This is a genomic window from Trichlorobacter thiogenes, assembly GCF_900167465.1.
Taxonomy (GTDB): domain Bacteria; phylum Desulfobacterota; class Desulfuromonadia; order Geobacterales; family Pseudopelobacteraceae; genus Trichlorobacter; species Trichlorobacter thiogenes.
Genome location: NZ_FUWR01000006.1, coordinates 27,526 through 46,563, shown reverse-complemented (window position 1 = coordinate 46,563; position 19,038 = coordinate 27,526). Strand labels below are relative to the sequence as shown.

Here is a 19,038-nt window from a genome sequence, read left to right as displayed (position 1 = left end):
GTATAGGGTGACTACAACTAAAACTTACATTTGGCAGTAAAGGAAGAACGTGGCAAAGGCTTCATTTCTACAGCGCTTTTGGGTGACCTTTTCGATTAATGTGGTTGGCATCTACGCCTCGCTGTTGAATCGTATGAAAATCAAGGGAGAACAGCATATCCCTGATGCAGGAGGTGTGCTGTTGGCCTCCAATCACATCTCGGCCTATGAAACGATTTTTCTCCCCTGGGCCGCTTTACGCAGGCACCCGCTCCAGATGCTCTGGGCACCGGCCAAGGAAGAACTGTTTCGCAAACCGTTTCAGCGCTTTATCTATTCATCATGGGGAGCCTTTCCGGTGCGACGGGGCAGGGATGTCAAGGCCGGCAAGGTCCTGAACGATCTGCTGGCTGATCAGAAGGTGATGCTTTTCCCTGAGGGAACCCGTCATAAAGATGGCAGATTGGGACCGGGCAACCGTGGCGTCGGCAAGTTGATCTTTGATACCCGGCCAACGGTTGTACCTACAGCCCTGATAGGGCTGAACCACTGGACATTTCCCAGTCTGGGGGCCAAGGGGGCGATTGTCTTTGGGCCACAGATCATCTTTGATGACCTGTTTGTGCTTGAGGACTGCAAGGAGACTCATCAGCTGATTGTTGAACGGGTGATGGAGGGGATTGCAGAACTGCTGAAACAGGAAGGGGCCTATGTCGGACGCGTTGAAAAGTAAGGCCCTGACGGATGTCGAGATTTTCTGTGACGGCGCCTGCAGTGGTAATCCCGGTCCCGGTGGCTACGGCACCATTCTACGCTGTCGTGGTAAGGAAAAAGAACTGTCCGGTGCTGCTGCAGAGACCACGAACAATCGGATGGAACTGACCGGAGCCCTTGAGGGGCTTCGGCAGTTGACCCGTCCTTGTCGGGTAACCATAACCACTGATTCCCAGTATCTGGTAAAGGGGATGACCGAGTGGTTGTCGGGCTGGCAACGCAACGGCTGGAAGAACAGCAAGAAAGAACCGGTGCTTAATAAAGATCTCTGGGAGGCGCTGGTTGAGGCGGTCAAGCCCCATCAGGTGGTCTGGCAGTGGGTGCGCGGCCATGCTGGACATGCAGAAAACGAGCGTTGCGATTGTTTGGCCAGGGAAGCGATTAGTGCTATGAAGAATCAGAATTGATCTGATCGAAAAATACACGGTGTCATTACCCAGTGAGAGGGTGCCATGAAGGATATTGAAGCAGAAGTTGGCGTTAAAGATATTATTGGATTCTATATCAAGATTAATGACAGTGCCCGGGCCAAGAAAGATATGGCCAAGCTTTCGGCCAAGGATAAGGCGGCTGCCTTTTCATTGATTATTGAATCCAATGCCGGTCGTGAGTTTAAGATCGAGATCGCCCGCTACTTTGTGAACGATCTGGATGCCCATATCCGCCGCAAGGCGGAACTGCTGCTGGAGGCCTTGATTCCGGGCTGGGTGGCTGATCCTGCTGCCAGTATTTTGCAGGTATTGCGTTCTGCTGAGCACAAAGGTCCGGCCCGGCGTAACGCGGCAGTTCGCTTTCTGTTTGGTATTGTTGATGCCGATTCGCTGCGGATTACCCTGACCAGCCTGCTTTCCAGTCGCAACCGCTCCCATATTGTCGAGATTATCGATATCCTTGAACAGTACATCGATGCCTCTGAAGATGAGCCGGAACAGGTTAAGATCTTTAACGCCTGTCTTGATATCGTGCTCTCAGATGAGATCGAGATGCCGGTCAAGCACCATGCCACCAACCTGCTGTCGGTCTTCTTCAAGAAGGTTTCCACTACCGCTCTGGGCGCCCACCTTAAGGCAAAATATATCGAGAAGCAGGTGGAAAAAGGGGAGAGCGTCTACCGTTTCCTCTGTAGCGGCACCTGCGGCCTGACTGCCAGCTACCTGGAAGATCTGTTGCGTCCGCTGCAGGAGGGGGGTAAGGTTTACCAGCTCAAAATTCTTACCTATTTTACCTTCCTGCTTGATAAAACCTGGAATGAGGATGAGGTTGACAACCATATTGATACCTGGCCGGAGAGCTGGGAACCGGAAGAAATTACCAAGATGGACAAGGTTAAGCGTTTCCGTTCCACCATCTTGAAGCAGGTTGAGGAATTGTGGGAGTTTGCTGCTGATGATGAGGTTAAAGATGGCATCATGGCGGTGGTGTACAGCGGGCATCCGGTGAAACAGGATCTGCTGTCAACGGTCAGAAGTAAGCTGACCGGTGGCGGGCTTTCAGAACTTGCCACCGATAAGATCGCTCGTATTTTGCACAGCTTCCTGAAAAGCTATCAACATGATGAACTGAAACCCCAGGCTGCCAACCTGCTGCTTTTTAATGTCTCTGGTGAACGGCACCATTTGACAGCACTGCGTTTCCTGCGGGACTACCTGGAGAAAAGTTCGCTGAATCAGGCTGAACAGACCAGTCTGGCAACGGCCCTGTTGCAGTTTGCAGCGTCTGCAACCGGCACTGAAGAGCGGGTGACCGCCTGGTTACTGGTCTTTTTGCTGGACCCCTGCAAGCTTGATGAGGCAGAGCAGCAAAAGCAGGTGTTGACCTCCCTGCGAACCATTATTGAGCAGGAGGTGGTTGCTGATTACTCCCGTGCATGTATGATTGCGGCATTGGAACGCTTTACGACAGAGGCCAAGACAACAGAAAAATTGAAAAAGGCTGCGGCCTATCTGCTGTTCCGTTTGCAGAATCCCAATGAAAAGCCGACTTGGGATAAGATAGAGAAGAAGTAGCAGCCAAGGGGAGGTTATATGCCAACTGCATTTGAAAATCTGGGGATCAGAACCAAGCTGGTAATTGCATTTCTGGTGGTTGCTGCCTTTTCCGGCCTGTTGGGCGGGGTCAGTATCGTTAACATTCACAAGATGGAAAAGGCCGATACCTTTATGTACCAAGAGGTGGCAGTACCGTTGGCCGGTCTGCGGGACATCACCCAGGCTTTCCTGTTGAATCGGGTCAGCACCCGGGCCTTAATCGGAGCAACCGATCCTGAAGAACGTGAAGAGATTGCCGATAGCCTGAAGGAAAGTTTGGCAGGTTTGGAGGCAAAAACAGCAGCGTATAACAAAAAAATGGATGGTGCTGAAGAAAAGGCTGCCTTTGCGGAGTTTAAGAGCGCCTTTGATGCCTATGTGCCACTTTTAAAGCAGATGATTGAACTCTCTCTGGCAGGTAAGAACGATGAGGCGCTTGGGATTGCCCGGGGAGATGCCGGTCGCCATGCAAATGCCATGCTGAAGGGGTTGGACAAGATGTCGGCGGTCAGTGTCAAGCATGCCAAGGAAACCGCCGCAAGTAATGCCCGGCTTGCCAAAACTGCGTTGATCTTCTCTCTGGTCATGTCTGTTGCCGCAGTTGCTGTAGCGCTTGCCATAGGTATTTTTGTTTCTGGCAGGATCAGTAGCCCGCTGCAACAGCTGCAGTCGCGTTTCCAAAAGGTTGCCGAAGGCGATCTGACCGTGACGGTTGATGCCCACTGCTGTGATGAAATGGGTAACCTGGCTCGCTCTTTTGCCGCGATGGTGCAGCAGTTGCGAGATCTGATTGCCCAGGTGAATGCAACGGCAGGGGCGGTTACCGCAGCAACCAGAGAGTTGAACGGAACTTCAACCGAGATAGCTGGTGGGGCCGAGGTTGCGGCAGCTCAGACCATCAGTGTTGCCACCGCCAGCGAAGAGATGGCAGCCACCAGTCATGACATCGCCCATAGCTGCCAGATTGCCGTGGAGGGATCCTATCGTGCCAACCAGGCTGCTCAATCCGGTTCTGATGTGGTACGGCAGACCGTTGAAGGAATGCGCAGAATCGCCACCCGTGTCCAGAATACTGCCCGTACGGTTGACTCGCTGGGGGAACGGTCTGATCAGATTGGTGCCATTGTTGCCACCATTGAAGATATTGCAGATCAGACCAACCTGTTGGCACTGAATGCGGCTATTGAGGCGGCCCGTGCCGGTGAGATGGGACGCGGTTTTGCCGTGGTTGCCGATGAAGTTCGCGCCCTGGCTGAACGGACCACCAAGGCTACCCGCGAGATCGGTGAGATGATCAAGGCGATCCAGTCAGAAACCAAGAGTGCGGTAAGTGCAATGAATGAAGGAGTGCGGGAGGTTGAGGCCGGTACCCATGATGCCGAGCGCTCCGGTGCTGCTCTGGAGCAGATCCTGGCAGAGATTGATGCGGTTGCGGATCAGGTTAAGCAGATTGCTACCGCAGCTGAAGAACAAAGTGCCACCACCGGAGAGATTACCGATAACATTCATCGCATGACCCAGATTATTCAGGACACCGCCCGTGGTTCCCACGAGACTGCAGATGCGGCGTCGAATCTGTCGGGGATGGCTGAAGGGTTGCAAGGGGCGGTTTCCCGCTTCAGGCTGCAGTAAAAAGTTAGGCTGAGGCAGCTACCGTAAAGCGGGGTGGGGAATCAGTTCCCACCCCGCTTTATAGTGTCTTGAAGTCGGTACATCTGTGCAGCCTAGTGACTACTTTCCTCTACTGCCTTGTTCGCCAGCCGAGCCGTAACAAATACATGCAAGTCATGTTCTGACAACGGCTTGCTCAGGAAATAGCCCTGTATCTCATCACAGCTCCTGTCTTCCAGGAAGACAAGCTGCTCCCGCGTTTCAACCCCCTCCGCTATCACCTTTAACTTCAAGGAGTGCCCCATGGCGATGATCGCCTCGGTAATGGCAGCATCATCAGGATCGCTCAGGATGTCATTGATAAATGATTTATCAATCTTAAGCCGGTCCAGCGGGAAGTGTTTCAGGTAGGCCAGGGATGAATAGCCGGTGCCAAAGTCATCAATGGCCAGGAAGATCCCCATGTTTTTCAGGAGCTGCAGCTTTTGTAACGCCTGTTGTTCGTTTGAGATCAGGAGACTTTCCGTCAGTTCAAGCTCCAGCAATTCCGGGGCTAGTCCACTGTCGCTCAGGGCAGCAGCAACCATATCCACAAAGTCAGGTTCACTGAACTGGCGTCCTGATACGTTGATGGCTATTCGTAAAGGGGCAGGACCGTTTTTCTGCCATTCTGCACATTGCATACAGGCGGTGCGCAGTACCCACTCACCCAACTTGATGATGAAGCCACTATCTTCTGCCAGTGGAATGAAACGGTCTGGCGGGATCATGCCCAGTTCAGGGTGACGCCAGCGCAGGAGTGCTTCAACCGCAATAACGGTGTCGTTTTTCAGGTCCAGCTGAGGCTGGTAGTGAAGATAAAAATCTCCATTGGCAAGTCCCAGTGGCATGCTGTTGTCCAGACGCAACATCTCAGCTGCCTGGGCATTCATTTCCCGTGCATAAAAACGGAAACAGTTTTTGCCGCTGCGCTTGGCATCGTACATGGCGGTTTCAGCGTTTTTCTGCAGGGTCTCTGCATCACTGCCATCCTGTGGGCAGATGGCGATGCCGATACTGCCGCTGAGGGTTACCTGCTGTCCTGTCGGATTAAATGGATCAGACAGGCTGGCCAGGATCCGGTAGGACATGGTCACTGCTTCGTGACGGCTCTCACGGCCCGGCAGAATAAAGGCAAATACATCACCGCCAAAACGACAGAGGGTGTCATTGGGGTGCAGTAACTTGCGTAACCGCTCGGCAATCATGATTAACAGGCGGTCCCCGGTTTCATGGCCAAGGGTGTCATTGATCAGTTTAAAGCGGTCAATACCGAAGAACAGTACTACGGTCAGCTCACGGTCGTTACGATCTTTTTGAGCCGTTGCCAGGAAGAGGCGATCAGCAAACAGAGAACGGTTGGGCAGGCCGGTCAGCAGGTCATGCAGCACCATGTGTGAGACCTGGTCTGCAAGCTGCTTGCGTTCGGTAATGTCAGAGCGGCAGCCCCGCCGCCCTAGGAAGGTGCCGTTATCATCAATAATCGGTCGGCAGTTGTGGCGAACCCAGCGGGTACTGCCGCCTTTGGTGATAATACGGTACTCGATCTCTTCGTGGTTGCAGTTGGTGGGGTCACCACTCTCTGCGGCCATCTGGTCAACCATCGGGCGATCAGCAGGGTGGATCATCTCTTCCATCAGGGATGGCTGGGCAAACAGTTCTTCCCGGCTGTAGCCGGTTACTTCAAGGCAGGCCGGGGAGATGAACTCAAAGCTGCCGTCTGGTCGTCGCCAATAGGTAAAATCATTGGTGAACTCGGTTACAATCCGATAGCGCTGCTCACTGTTGCGCAGTGCCAAGGTGCTTTGATCAATTTCCTGCACCATGCTGTTGAAGGCGCCGGTAAGATTACCGATTTCTCCGTTTACCGGCAGATGGATAAAACGTGCATCACCTGTTTTTTCCGGTAATGTGGCAACATGGGTGGCCAGCTGAGACAGAGGGCGGGTCAGCAGGCGCATCATCACCAGTACCAGTACAACGGCGATTGCCATACCCGCCAGGGTGGCAACGATAAACCAGTGTCGGGCAGTAGCCACCCTGGCATACACCTCTTCTTCCGGGTAGCTGGCAGCCAAGACCCAGTTAACGGATTTCAGGCGTTGCAGTGAGGCAATCAGCACCTGGTTGCTCATGCCAAAATGGCGACCGGTTGCCGTGCCATCACGCAGTGCCTTTTCTACCAGTGGGCCTGCTCCTTGAGCAACATCCTGCAGGATCCTTGCGTTTTTAGCATGGAGCAAAACCTGTCCGTTGCCGGAGATAAGCCGTAAGATGCCGCTTTTGCCCAATGTGATAGTAACATAACGGGAAAGTGGATTTTTTTCGTACAGATTAAAGCTTCCGGTCATTACCGCGACAACATGTCCATCTGGGTCTTTAACCGGTGCGGTAAACACTATATTGGCACTTCCCTTGGTGTGGCCATGTACTGTCGGATCACTGATAACCGGTTTAGCCTGTTGGATGGTTTGTTTAAAGTATGGCTGCCCGGCAATTGACTCTGATATGTCGTGGTGATGTTGTGCTGAGGTGGCAATCAGGTGACCATCAGCTCCATAGAGGTGGAGGTGGTTTTTGAAAAAACGGCGTAGGCCGGTACGACTGCTAAGGTATTCCTGTGCTGCTTGTGGATTGCGTAAGATATTGTCTGGCAAAGACTGTGCATTAACCAGTAGTGCCTCTTGAATATTGGTCAGCGTGGCATCAACATCGCCAGCAAGATAACGGACAACACTTGACTGCTGTTCTGTCATGGAGCGTTCGTATTCCCGCTCAAAAAAAGCAAGGGATACAAGGCCGGTGATTACCATCAACACCAGAATCAGGCAGGTTACCGCCAGGGTCATTCGTGCCCGTAATGAAGGGTGCAGGAAGCTCATCAGTGCTTATATCCCGCCCATGCAGAGGTACTTGATTTCAAGGTAGTCCTCGATGCCATACTTGGAACCTTCCCGACCGATACCGGACTCCTTGACCCCGCCAAAGGGGGCGATCTCCGTTGAAACCAGGCCGGTGTTAATCCCCACCATGCCGTATTCCAGTGCCTCAGCCACCCGCCAGACCCGACCGATGTCACGGGTGTAGAAGTAGGAAGCCAGACCAAATTCAGTATCATTGGCCATCTGGATCGCTTCTGCGTCGGTGTTGAACTTGAAGATCGGTGCCACCGGTCCAAAGGTCTCTTCCCGTGCCACCAGCATCTGAGGGGTCACATCACAGAGGATGGTGGGTTGGAAGAAGGTGCCGCCCAGTGCATGACGCTTGCCGCCTAAAGCTATACGGGCCCCTTTAGTGACAGCATCGTTAATATGCTCTTCAACCTTCTGTACGGAGGCCTCATCAATCAATGGACCCTGCTGGACATCTTCCTTCAGACCATCACCCACCCGCATTTGGGCTACGGCAGTAGCAAGTTTCTCTGCAAAGGTGTCATAGACCCCGGCCTGTACCAGCAACCGGTTGGTGCAGACACAGGTCTGTCCGGTGTTACGGTATTTGGAGGCGATGGCCCCTTCAACAGCAGCATCCAGATCAGCATCATCAAACACAATAAACGGGGCATTGCCACCCAGCTCCATGGAGACCTTCTTCATGGTGGCAGCACACTGGGCAGTCAACTGCTTGCCGATCTCGGTGGAACCGGTAAAGGTCAGCTTACGGATGATCGGGTTAGAGGTTATCTCAGTACCGATCTCACCGGCAGAGCCGGTAACCACACTGAACACCCCGGCCGGAATACCAGCCCGTTCTCCCAGCTCTGCCAGGGCCAAGGCAGAAAAGGGGGTGGCTGTGGCTGGCTTGACCACCATGGTGCAACCGGCAGCCAGGGCAGGGCCTGCTTTACGGGTAATCATGGCAGACGGGAAGTTCCAGGGGGTAATGGCGGCACAGACACCGATCGGTTCTTTTATGACCACGATCCGTTTGTCGCGGCCATGGGCAGGGATGGTGTCACCGTAGAGCCGTTTGCCCTCTTCGGCAAACCACTCAATAAAGGAGGCAGCATAGGCGATCTCACCACGGGACTCAGCCAGCGGCTTGCCCTGCTCGGCAGTCATGATAACTGCCAGGTCTTCCTGATTCTCTAGCATCAGCTCAAACCAGCGCCGCAGGATGGTTGCCCGTTCTTTGGCGGTCTTGGCCCGCCAGGCAGGCCAGGCTGCATTGGCTGCCTCTATGGCACGACGGGTCTCAGTAGTGCCCATTTTGGGGATGGTACCCAAAACCTCGCCGGTGGCAGGGTTGGTGACCTCAATGGTCTTGCCGCTGTCTGCAGCAAGCCACTGGCCGTTCAGGTAACAGGATTGGCGCAAAAGAGATTGGTCGCGAAGGTTGAGCATTGGCGTTACCTCGGGTTCATAATCAAGTGCGTGATTTGTCACTATATCAGATGTGTATGACGCTGTCATTGCTGGTTTTGTTACAAACAAGGCTGATTCAGTATTTAATCAGTATTTTTTTCATTACATAATCATCCATCACAAAACCGTTGCCAATCTCGTTGACCACGGAATCAGCCACCTGATAGCCATTACGTTCATAGCTCGCAATGGCTTTGTAATTGTATTTATTGACGTTCAGGATAATGGCCGTGGCGCCATCTGCCGTTGCGCGTTGCTCTACCTCTGCCAGCGCTGCGCTGCCGATACCTCTGCCGTGGCAGGCAACATCAAGATACAGTTTGTGCAGCTTGACTGTATGTTCACCATAAGGTCCGAAAGCGGCAAAGCCGATCATTTCCTTGTCATCAAGAATCTTTAGCCAGGTGACCCCTTGTTTGGTCATCTCAGCAGCTATCCGGTCTGACGAATAGCCTTCAGCCAGCATGTAGTCGATCTGTTCCACAGTAATAATACCAGGGTAGTGGGCGTGCCAGATACGGCGGGCTGAATCTTGCAAAGCTGGGATGTCGTCAATGGTGGCAGTTTTAAAGCGGGGTGTGCTGTGCATGGGAACCTCCCTTAACCCCAGATATTCCATTAGGCGGCGCACAGCGCCTACGCGAGCCCTGCCGGATGTTTTCCGGCATCTGTCCGCCCGTTTTCCTCACCAATAGCTTCGGCTATTGTCTCGTCAAACGGCCGAACATCTGCTCGCAAACCATCTCGGCAGCATCTCGCGTCCCAATGGAAAATCTGGGTTAAAAAGAAAAGGCTCCAGGTTAGTGCGGAGCCTTGACAAGTAGCTGGAGCCACTTAGCGGAATCGAACCGCTGACCTACTGATTACGAATCAGTTGCTCTACCATCTGAGCTAAAGTGGCGTGGAGAGAGCTAATCTTCTATACCATCGGGTAGTTTAAGTCAAGTCTAGCCAGAATCGAAATGAGCTTTGTGTCTGAATCTAAGAGGAATGTATGATTGACATAAACAGTGTTTTATGTAAACTGCGCGCATAGCGTCTTTATACGAATTCTGACATTTGAATAGAGCTAATAAAAACGGCATCAAAATGTATCGTCTGTAAATAAATAGGCGTTTTGTTATGGATTTACATGGTATGGGGGAGGGCGTATGAGTTCTACAGCCCAACAAACAACGGGATTTGATGGTGAAGTGTCAGGCATGAGTCTGACGGATCTGCTGCAAATCAAGGCCATGGGGCGTTTTAGTGGACGGATTGTGGTGGAGCAAAATGGCAAATCTGGTCATCTCTTTTTCCGTGAGGGTGATCTGGTGCACGCCCAGCTTGATCAGTTTGAGGGGAAGGATGCCTTTGCGCGTGTCCTTGCCTGGGGAGGTGGCACCTTCAGGGCTGAGCCGAAGGTAGGCACTACACGTCAGACAATTAACGAGAACTTTCAGTATCTTTTGTTGGATGCCTTGCGGTTGCAGGATGAGATTGCTGCAGGCCTGGAGCAACAGAACCCGGCAGCAGAAACTGCACAGGTGCCAAAAGGGGGCGGGATGAAGGATCGGCTATCCGGTATTGCAGGCCTGCAGGATGTTGCCTTGACCGATCGGAGTGGTACGGTGGTTCAATCTATTGGCAGCAATGCAGAATCCCTCGCTGCCCAGGGGATGTATCTGGTATCGACATCCAGCCAGATAGGTGATGAGCTGGGTTTGGGCAGCTTTAAGGGAGCAGTGGTGCAGGGTGTTTCTGGCCATATCGTCTCCCTTGAAGGGGCAAAAAACTACCTCTTTGTCGGTGTGCAGGGAGAGGCCAAGCCCTCTGCGGTTGAGGCCGAAGTCCGGCGTGCCTTGGGAAATCAGGGGTAGGAGGGGATAATGGAAACAGTGCTGCGTAGTGTGGTTACTTCGCCGGGGGTTATCGGCGGTATGATTGCGGATGATAGCGGTCAGTTACTTGTCCGTTCAATGCCTGATATGTACGATAGTGGTCAGCTTGCCAAGGTTGCAACTTTGTTGATGGAACAACAGTTCGGTCTTGAAGATGCCACCGGAGGTGTCAGGCAGTCAGAAATCCGCTTTGAGTTGGGTAAGCTGATTGCCCGTTCTGCTGGAGAACGGTCTCTAGTGCTGCTTTGTGAACCTGGTGTCAATATTCAGGTGCTTTCAATCGCTTTGAATGTGGCCGCAAAAAAACTGGAAAAAATACCGGTACAGCCGGTAGCACAGCAGTCTGCAGCAGCCCAGCCCAGCCAGATGACTCCGCCGCTTCAGTCTGGCACCGGTTGGACCTTTATGCCGCTGCAGATTGAAAACGGTAAGATGCTGTTACAGGTGCAGATAGTGGATAGGACCGGGGGGACGTTCTGGTCATCAATGGAGGAACATGTCTCGGTCAATCGCTCCACCTGCCGTAGTATTTGGCGTCATTACAGCTCGCGTCCTTCAAAGAAATTTTCTCTGACCAATCCCCGTAATAACCTTAACTCAATTATTTCATTGGATATTATTGAAGATGATAAAGAAAACCTTTTTGATGGCAGGGTGCTGATCACCCTGGCTGCTGCAGAGCACCTGCAGCTAAAAGAGGGAGACCGGGTGATGATTGAGGTGCCGAAGGGGACCGGCCTGTTTGGATGGGAAGGGATCTAAGTCTTAATGTCGCTGTAAGATTTCAAACCGGGCCGCACTTCAAAAGAGTGCGGCTTCTTTGTTTCTTTTGCAGCGATAGTAGCTGAACAGATGTCGTAAAATTGAAACGTAATCTGGTTGCAGGATCATGGAGCTATGGTAGAATCAAACAATTCTGAGTCTGCTTATTACAAGTTATTCTGAGGGAGCAGCTGCATGAAACATATGCATCCTATGATGCTAACAGCGTGTGCAATAGTGCTGCTTATCCTGCATCTGCCGACTTTTACCCATGCGGATCAAGTCGTACGGGTGGGCTACGAACAGAATCATCCCATGGCCGGCACTGCAGAAAATGGCAAGGCTCAGGGGATTATGATTGACATCGTTGAGGAGGTGGCCAGCCGGGAAGGGTGGACTATCCAATATGCCCCCTGTATCTGGAATACATGTCTTGAAAACCTTGAAAACGCAGAGATTGATCTGCTGGTGGGTATTGCCCAGACCCCGGAAAGGGCACAGAAATACAGTTATAATCAGCACACCGTCATATCAAACTGGGGCTTGCTCTACAGCCGTCCTGGTCAGAAGATTGAGAACTATGCTGATTTGAATGGCAAGCGGGTCGCCGTAGTAAAGAATGATGTCTACTGCAATACTTTTATCAAGATGCTGCAGCAGTTTAATATCCGTTGTGATCTGGTCTACGCGGATAATTTTAGAGATGTCTTTGATATGATTGACTGGGGTGAAGTGGATGCCGGGGTGGCAAACCGCTTTTTTTCCCTTTTAAACGAGCGTTCTTTTAAAGTTAAGCCCACGCCGATCATCTTCAGCCCGGTCTCGGTGCAGGTGGCTGCACCAAAGGGCAAACATGCGGCACTTCTTGCCGCCTTTGATACCCGGCTAGAAGCGATGAAAAAGGACCGTAACTCGGTCTATCACCAGTCTCTGAAACGTTGGCTGGGGATAGAAGGGGCCGGGTATCGTATGCCGCGCTGGCTCTTGTGGAGTTTGGGCGGGGTGTTGGGTGGGGCGCTGTTGCTTGGTATCTTTGTGGCCCTGCTGCGGCGTGAAGTGCTGCGTAAGACAGCCGATCTGAACCATCAGGTTGAAGAGCGGCGTAAACTGTTTGCAGCGGTTGAGCAGAGCGCCAACTCAGTCATTATTACCGATACCCAGGGGGTGATCGAATATGTGAATCCCCATTTTTGCATGGTAACCGGCTATAGGTATGATGAGATTATCGGGCAAAAGCCCAGTCTGCTCAAGTCAGGAAAACAGCCGCCGGAACTGTATGCAGAGCTCTGGCAGACCATCTCCGCAGGTCGGGAGTGGCGGGGGGAGTTCTGTAATAAACGTAAGAACGGCACTCTGTACTGGGATCTCTGCAGTATTGCACCGATCAGGAATGAGGCCGGTGAAATCACCAATTTTATTGCTGTCAAAGAGGATATCACCAGCCGTAAGGCCCATGAAGAGTCCCTGAACTGGCAGGCCAGCCATGACAGCCTGACCGGCCTCTATAACCGCTACTATCTGGAAAACCACCTGAGTGCCACTGTCAAGCGGATGGAGGCACAACAGACCTTGTCCCTTCTGCTGATCGACATCGACAACCTCAAGTTTGTCAACGATACCTTTGGTCATGACTTTGGTGACCTGTTGCTGATTGAAGTTGCCAAACGCCTGAAGCGGACGGCTTCTGAAGATTCGGTGGTGGGGCGGTTTCTTGGCGATGAATTCTTCCTGGTTGCCCCTCTTACAGGGGATCGGGAGATGGCCGTCAATCTTGCCCATCAGGTGAAACGGCTGTTATCGGAGCTGTTTGTGGTGGAAGAGGTGGAGCTGGCTATTACTGCCAGTATCGGCCTGGTGATCTACCCGGATGATGGTGAAGAGGAAAATAATCTGTTGCGCAACGCCGAGGCGGCCCTGCACGAGGCCAAGCGGTTGGGGCGTAACACTATCGTCTGTTATACCAGTGATTTCCACCAGCAGGCCCACTACCGTCTGATGCTGGCTTCCCGGTTGCATCGAGCACTTGAAAATGAAGAATTCAGCCTGCAGTATCAACCCCAGATCTGCCTGGCAACCGGCAGGGTGATCGGAGTTGAGGCGCTGCTACGCTGGGAATGCCCCGACCTTGCGCCGGTTAGTGCCACTGAGTTTATACCTATTCTTGAGGAAACCGGCCTGATTGTTCCGGTGGGTACCTGGGTCTTGCAGCAGGCCTGTTGTCAGGCCGTAGCCTGGCAGCGTGCAGGTATGGTCTCTCTGCGTCTGTCGGTCAATATCTCAGCCCTGCAGTTTCAGCGGGGTGATCTGGCTGAGACCGTTCGCCAGATTCTGGCTGAGTCTGGCCTTGATCCGGCCTTGCTCTGTCTTGAGTTGACCGAAAGCATGCTGATGATTGACACAGCCCACGCCCAGCAGAAACTGCAGGAACTGCGTGATCTGGGGGTCAGTCTTTCTCTGGATGACTTTGGTACCGGGTATTCCTCTCTTGCCTACCTTTCCCGGCTGCCGGTACAGGAGCTGAAGGTGGACCGGTCATTTATTCATCGATTGCATACAACCCCGTCAGATACAGCGGTGGTCAATACCATCATCGCCATGGCGCAGGAGTTGGGGTTGGAACTGATTGCAGAAGGGGTAGAGACCGAGGAACAGAAACAACATTTGCTGGCTCGGGGCTGTACGACCATTCAGGGGTTCCTGTTCAGTCGGTCACTAGCGCCAGAGAAGTTTGCAGAGTTTATTGATCAAGGGTTGTCTGATGGGGGGTGAAAATATCCGTGCCCGGATTGAACAGGCTGCAGATTTGATCCGCACTGCTGATCTGTTTGTTATCACCGCCGGGGCCGGGATGGGGGTGGATTCCGGTCTGCCTGATTTTCGCGGCAACCAGGGTTTCTGGCAGGCTTACCCACCCTATGCCCGGTTGGGGCTTTCCTTTGTGGAGTGTGCCAACCCGGAGCATTTTCAGCGTGATCCCTCCTTTGGCTGGGGCTTCTACGGCCATCGCACCAACCTCTACCGAGACACGGTTCCCCATGCCGGGTTTGGGATTATCAAAAACTGGATAGAGAAAAAGGCTGCCCCGTACTTTGTGGTTACCTCCAACGTGGATGGTCAGTTTCAGAAGGCCGGTTTTGACGATGAGCGTATGCTTGAAGTGCATGGTTCAATCCACTGGCTGCAGTGCCTTTCCCCCTGTTCTGACATCATCTGGCCCAACCACGAACAGGTTCCGGTTGATCTGGTCACCATGCGGGCCGGTCATATCCCCCGCTGTCCCCGTTGCAACGGGGTAAGTCGCCCCAATATCCTGATGTTTGGTGACTGGTCATGGCTACCGGAGCGAACCCACCAGCAGGAACAGCGGCTGCAGCAGTTTCTGGATCAGCAGGGTGATAAGAAGATTGTGGTGATCGAGATGGGGGCAGGTACCGCCATTCCTACTATCCGCGCTACCTCTGAACGGCTGGGCTGGCGTCATGTCGGTGCCACGGTGATCAGGATCAATACCCGTGAACCGGAGATAGCAGCGCCCCACATCGGTCTGGCCTGCGGGGCGCTGGAAGGACTGATGGCAATCGATTCCCATTTTTAGTTGCTCCGGTTGACACCAATGAACCGGTGGCGTATAGACTGGTGCTACGATTTTATTTTTAGTGGCACTGGAGGTATCTATGCATATGGCAGATGCACTTGTGTCTCCTGCTGTGGGAGGGACAATGTGGGCGGTATCTGCTGGAGCTGTTGCCTATAGCTCCTCAAGGCTTCGGGCAGAGGTGGATGACCGCAGGGTCCCTTTGATGGGGGTGATGGGGGCGTTTCTTTTTGCGGCCCAGATGATCAACTTCAGTATACCGGGTACCGGCTCAAGTGGACACCTTGGTGGTGGAATACTACTTGCCATCCTGCTGGGGCCGCACGCTGCCCTGCTTGCCATAACAGGGGTGTTGATTGTCCAGGCCCTGTTTTTTGCAGATGGCGGGCTGCTTGCCCTGGGCTGCAATATCTTCAATATGGGGGTCATCCCCGCCTTTCTGGTCTATCCTTTGCTGTACAAAAGGCTTGCTGGACAAGATCCGGGGGGAACCCGCCTGACCTTTGCAATTGTGGTTTCAGCTCTGGTAACCCTGCAGCTTGGTCCCTTTGCAGTGGTACTTGAAACCCTGTTTTCCGGCCTCTCAGCCCTTCCTTTTACAACCTTTCTACTGATGATGCAGCCGGTGCATCTGGCAATCGGGCTGGTGGAAGGGGTGGTGACTGCTGCGGTTATCTCCTTTGTCTACCTGGCCCGTCCAGAACTGATGCATGTTGCCCGGAGGACCGCTGCAGCAATGGTCTTCCCGATGCGTAACCTGCTGATTGCTTTTGTTTGTGCAGCCGTTCTGACCGGAGGGGTTGTTTCACTGGTTGCATCTAAGGACCCAGATGGATTGGAATGGGCCATAACCAGGGTTACCGGAACTGCAGAGCTTACGTCACCGGATACTAAGCTACATATGTTGCTTGCGGCTATTCAGGAAAAGGTTGCGTTCCTGCCTGACTATGCCTTTAAAAAGCCTGTGGCTAGTGAACAATCGGCTTCTGCACGTGCTGAAAACAGGGGAACCAGTCTTGCCGGCATTGTTGGTGTTGGCATTACCTTGGTACTGCTGATAGTGGCTGGAGCCCTGTTAAAACGGGGAAGAGCATCCCTATGAGAGGCTGCAGCTAAGCATGGCGACCATTGAAGGATCAATGCTTGATTTCCGGCAACTGGACCTGCTTGCCGCACAGGATACGGTTATTCACCGGCTTGATGCCAGGGCCAAGGTACTGGTTGTGCTGCTGTTCATTATAACGGTTGTATCGTTTGGCAGGTATGAACTGAGCGCCATGGTACCGTTTTTCATCTTTCCTGTGGTTATGGTGGTTTTGGCAGATCTTCCGGCAGGTTTTATTGTGCGTAAGGTTGCCCTGGTAATACCATTTGCCGCTGCAATCGGTATCTTCAATCCCCTGTTTGATCAGGAGATCCGGCTTAGCATTGGCTCCTTTGGCATCAGTGGTGGCTGGCTCTCCTGTGCATCCATTGTAGTCCGTGCGACTCTGACCGTAACCGCTGCTCTCATGCTGGTAGCAGTAACCGGTTTCACTGCTGTTTGCGGGGCGTTAGAACGGCTTGGCATGCCGCAGGCACTTGTGGTGCAACTACTCTTTATGCAGCGCTATCTGTTCGTGCTTGCTGACGACGCTGCCAATGCCTCCCGTGCCCGAGAGCTGCGTGCCTTTGGCAACCGTGGCATGGGAATAGGACCGTTTGCAGCCATGACCGGGCATCTGTTGCTTAAATCCTGGGAACGTGCAGAGCGGATCCATATGGCCATGCTTGCCAGGGGATTTCAGGGTGAATTTTACCTTCAACGCACCGGTGCATTTGGCTTGCGAGAGCTGCTTTTTGTTGCTGGCTGGTTGGCGGTTTTTATGATCCTGCGTTTTACCAACATCCCCCTCCTGATCGGTGAGGCGGTAACCCGTCTTTTTATTGCACAGGCCACAATCCCATGAGCCACCATATCGTAGCAGCAGACCGGCTCAGTTTTTCCTATCCAGACGGGACAGCAGCACTGCGCTCGGTCTCGTTCTCAATCCACCATGGCGAATCCGTTGCCGTGATCGGGGCCAACGGCGCTGGAAAATCCACCTTGCTGCAGCAGTTAAACGGCTATCTGACCCCCACATCCGGTCAGGTTAGAATCGGTGATTTTCCAGTTACACCAAAGACCCTGCACGACGTACGGCGGACAGTGGGGATGGTGTTTCAGAACCCTGACGATCAGCTCTTCATGCCTACGGTGTTTGATGACGTTGCCTTTGGGCCGCTTAACCTTGGTATGCCCACAAAGGATGTTGAACAAAGGGTAACTGCCGCGCTGGATACGGTCTGTGCCGGACACCTGGCCGCCAAACCTCCCTATCGGCTTTCATGCGGTGAAAAGAAGCGGGTTGCCATTGCCACGGTGCTTGCCATGGATCCGGCAATGCTGGTCATGGATGAGCCAACATCAGGGCTTGACCCGTTCTCACGCAGAGAGGTTATCAAGCTGCTGAATGAGTTCAGTCACACCAGGATCATTACCAGCCATGATCTTGATATGGTGGCAGAGGTCTGTGACAGGGTGATTGTGATGCATGCCGGGGAGATCAGGGCAGATGGTGCTGCTGAGGATATCTTTGCTGATGCAGGGCTGCTTGCCTCATGCAGGCTTGAACCGCCATTTTCCATGCAGGCCTGTGTTGTCTGCGCCAAGCGAGGGGGACAGACTTCCTAGCGCAGGTTAAAACGGATTGGCAGTGTGGCCAACACTGCTACCGGTTTCCCATTGTGGTGAGCCGGGGTAAAGCTTGATCCGCGAACTGCCTCCTGGGCAGCCTCGGCAAAGCCATAACCTGGATCTTCCAGCACCTCAAGCCGGGTCAGATGGCCGGTTTCATTGATACTGAGACGCAGCACAACAACCCCTTCCTTCCCACGACGCCTGGCCAGTGATGGATATACCGGTTGAACCCGGTTCCTGAAGGCCGGGCCATTGGCACCTCCAAATGTTGTTTCCTGTGGCGCTATCCGTCCACTGCCAGCTGTTACACCTGTCTGCACCGGTAGCGTGGTTCCTGTGTCCTGTTTAGTGACAGTTGCTCCCTTACCCTGCTTTGCATTGAGTGCTGGTATAGCTGCTGTTTCTGGTGGCGTCTCACTACGCTTAACCGGTTGCATGCTGGTGCTTGACGGTGCAGACACCGGTGGCGCTGGTACCGGCAGTGCTGACGGTATGGGAATCGTCCGGCTGCTGGCAGGCAACGGAGATGTCTGGGGCTTCAGCTCCTTACCGGTGTTTTGCGGCGGTGCTCCAAGGTGGGTCATCAGGATAGTAGATTCCTTGGGGGGGGCTTGCACAAAGGTTGGTAACAGCAGGATTACCGCCGCAAAGAGCACCCCATGCAACAGCAGTGAGGCAAGCAGATAGAGTCGGATAGAGCGGAGTTTCCGACCTGGGGGAAGAGCGGTCATGGTGTCAGTGATGTTCAGGAGTAGCCGAGGTGAGGAACAGTTTGCCGTGTTTGACCCCTTTGACCCCCAGCAGTTCGTCAGCAATCTGTTTGATATCGGTGCTGCTGCCGCGTAACACCAGCACTTCAAGGCAGTTATGGGCATCAAGGTGGACATGCAGGGCAGAGATTACCTGGTGATGGTGCTGGTGCTGGTGTTCGGTCAGTTTATCGGCCAGATCCCGGACATGGTGGTTGTAGACCATGGTAACGGTGCCGACCATTTCTTCATGGCCGGCATCCATTTTTTCCTCGACAATCGTTGCCCGGATCAGGTCGCGAATTGCCTCTGAACGATTCTGATAGCCCTTTTGTGCAATCAGACGATCAAAACTGTCCAGCAGATCACTGTCAATTGAGATGCCGAAACGGGTGATGTCGCCCATGACCAACCTCCATATCAACGAAACTGCCAGACGTTGTAAGGAACGAGGATTTTTTCGTTATGGCTGAGACAAGCAAGGCAGGGAGCGGAGGCGTACACCATGGTACGCCGCACAATCCCTGCCGGTGATTGAC

At 53.2% G+C, this 19,038-nt stretch carries 16 protein-coding genes and 1 tRNA gene; 11 read left to right on the top strand and 6 right to left on the bottom strand.

Features of this window, described 5'->3' with window-relative positions; genetic code table 11:
• The first annotated feature begins 49 nt into the window (after nucleotides 1–49).
• Genes B5D39_RS06905 through B5D39_RS06890 form a run of 4 tightly spaced genes read left to right on the top strand, consistent with a single transcriptional unit; the run spans nucleotide 50 to nucleotide 4,412 of the window.
• Nucleotides 50–712 (top strand): lysophospholipid acyltransferase family protein, encoded by a 663-nt coding sequence (locus B5D39_RS06905; protein WP_078789734.1) that lies wholly within the window; start codon nucleotides 50–52, stop codon nucleotides 710–712.
• Nucleotides 690–1,160 (top strand): ribonuclease HI, encoded by a 471-nt coding sequence (rnhA, locus tag B5D39_RS06900; RefSeq protein WP_078789733.1) that lies wholly within the window; start codon nucleotides 690–692, stop codon nucleotides 1,158–1,160. Before B5D39_RS06905 ends, rnhA begins: the two co-directional genes overlap by 23 nt.
• A 45-nt stretch (nucleotides 1,161–1,205) precedes the next feature.
• On the top strand, nucleotides 1,206–2,759 hold the full coding sequence (locus B5D39_RS06895) for a hypothetical protein (RefSeq protein WP_078789732.1): 1,554 nt from the start codon (nucleotides 1,206–1,208) through the stop codon (nucleotides 2,757–2,759).
• A gap of 18 nt (nucleotides 2,760–2,777) precedes the next feature.
• Nucleotides 2,778–4,412 (top strand): methyl-accepting chemotaxis protein, encoded by a 1,635-nt coding sequence (locus B5D39_RS06890; RefSeq protein WP_078789731.1) that lies wholly within the window; start codon nucleotides 2,778–2,780, stop codon nucleotides 4,410–4,412.
• 92 nt (nucleotides 4,413–4,504) lie between these two features.
• Here B5D39_RS06890 and B5D39_RS06885 read toward each other — a convergent pair whose 3' ends face one another.
• The 4 genes from B5D39_RS06885 to B5D39_RS06870 all read right to left on the bottom strand — a co-directional run bounded on the left by B5D39_RS06885 (nucleotide 4,505) and on the right by B5D39_RS06870 (nucleotide 9,695).
• Complete coding sequence (locus B5D39_RS06885; protein ID WP_078789730.1) at nucleotides 4,505–7,312, bottom strand: bifunctional diguanylate cyclase/phosphodiesterase; 2,808 nt, start codon at nucleotides 7,310–7,312, stop codon at nucleotides 4,505–4,507.
• A gap of 6 nt (nucleotides 7,313–7,318) precedes the next feature.
• Nucleotides 7,319–8,773: an NADP-dependent succinate-semialdehyde dehydrogenase gene (gabD, locus tag B5D39_RS06880; RefSeq protein ID WP_078789729.1), complete on the bottom strand. Its 1,455-nt coding sequence runs from the start codon at nucleotides 8,771–8,773 to the stop codon at nucleotides 7,319–7,321.
• Between the two features lie 97 nt (nucleotides 8,774–8,870).
• Nucleotides 8,871–9,383, bottom strand: coding sequence for a GNAT family N-acetyltransferase (locus B5D39_RS06875; RefSeq protein ID WP_161947444.1), 513 nt, complete (start codon nucleotides 9,381–9,383; stop codon nucleotides 8,871–8,873).
• Nucleotides 9,384–9,619: 236 nt separating this feature from the next.
• Nucleotides 9,620–9,695, bottom strand: a tRNA-Thr gene (locus B5D39_RS06870).
• 250 nt (nucleotides 9,696–9,945) lie between these two features.
• Here B5D39_RS06870 and B5D39_RS06865 point away from each other — a divergent pair.
• From B5D39_RS06865 to B5D39_RS06835, 7 genes are all read left to right on the top strand, one after another.
• The gene (locus B5D39_RS06865; protein WP_078789727.1) at nucleotides 9,946–10,653 is read left to right on the top strand and encodes a DUF4388 domain-containing protein; all 708 of its coding nucleotides are present in this window, start codon (nucleotides 9,946–9,948) and stop codon (nucleotides 10,651–10,653) included.
• A 9-nt stretch (nucleotides 10,654–10,662) separates the two neighbouring features.
• Entirely contained in the window at nucleotides 10,663–11,436 is a 774-nt protein-coding gene (locus tag B5D39_RS06860; RefSeq protein ID WP_078789726.1) for a roadblock/LC7 domain-containing protein, read from the top strand.
• A gap of 213 nt (nucleotides 11,437–11,649) precedes the next feature.
• The gene (locus B5D39_RS06855; protein ID WP_161947443.1) at nucleotides 11,650–14,205 is read left to right on the top strand and encodes an EAL domain-containing protein; all 2,556 of its coding nucleotides are present in this window, start codon (nucleotides 11,650–11,652) and stop codon (nucleotides 14,203–14,205) included.
• Nucleotides 14,195–15,031, top strand: a complete 837-nt coding sequence (locus tag B5D39_RS06850) for an SIR2 family NAD-dependent protein deacylase (protein WP_078789724.1) — start codon at nucleotides 14,195–14,197, stop codon at nucleotides 15,029–15,031. Before B5D39_RS06855 ends, B5D39_RS06850 begins: the two co-directional genes overlap by 11 nt.
• Before the next feature lie 79 nt (nucleotides 15,032–15,110).
• Nucleotides 15,111–16,133 (top strand): energy-coupling factor ABC transporter permease, encoded by a 1,023-nt coding sequence (locus tag B5D39_RS06845; RefSeq protein ID WP_078789723.1) that lies wholly within the window; start codon nucleotides 15,111–15,113, stop codon nucleotides 16,131–16,133.
• A 16-nt stretch (nucleotides 16,134–16,149) separates the two neighbouring features.
• A complete protein-coding gene (gene cbiQ, locus B5D39_RS06840; protein WP_078789722.1) occupies nucleotides 16,150–16,980 on the top strand; it encodes a cobalt ECF transporter T component CbiQ in 831 nt (276 codons plus the stop codon).
• Complete coding sequence (locus B5D39_RS06835; protein ID WP_078789721.1) at nucleotides 16,977–17,744, top strand: energy-coupling factor ABC transporter ATP-binding protein; 768 nt, start codon at nucleotides 16,977–16,979, stop codon at nucleotides 17,742–17,744. The genes cbiQ and B5D39_RS06835 overlap by 4 nt, the downstream gene beginning before the upstream one ends.
• On the opposite strand, the gene B5D39_RS17335 is transcribed toward B5D39_RS06835, so the two are convergent.
• Together B5D39_RS17335 and nikR are read right to left on the bottom strand one after the other, a co-directional pair.
• Nucleotides 17,741–18,481 (bottom strand): energy transducer TonB, encoded by a 741-nt coding sequence (locus B5D39_RS17335; protein WP_078789720.1) that lies wholly within the window; start codon nucleotides 18,479–18,481, stop codon nucleotides 17,741–17,743. The two genes, B5D39_RS06835 and B5D39_RS17335, sit on opposite strands and share 4 nt — an antisense overlap.
• A gap of 4 nt (nucleotides 18,482–18,485) precedes the next feature.
• The gene (gene nikR, locus B5D39_RS06825) at nucleotides 18,486–18,905 is read right to left on the bottom strand and encodes a nickel-responsive transcriptional regulator NikR (RefSeq protein ID WP_078789719.1); all 420 of its coding nucleotides are present in this window, start codon (nucleotides 18,903–18,905) and stop codon (nucleotides 18,486–18,488) included.
• Between the last annotated feature and the right edge of the window lie 133 nt (nucleotides 18,906–19,038).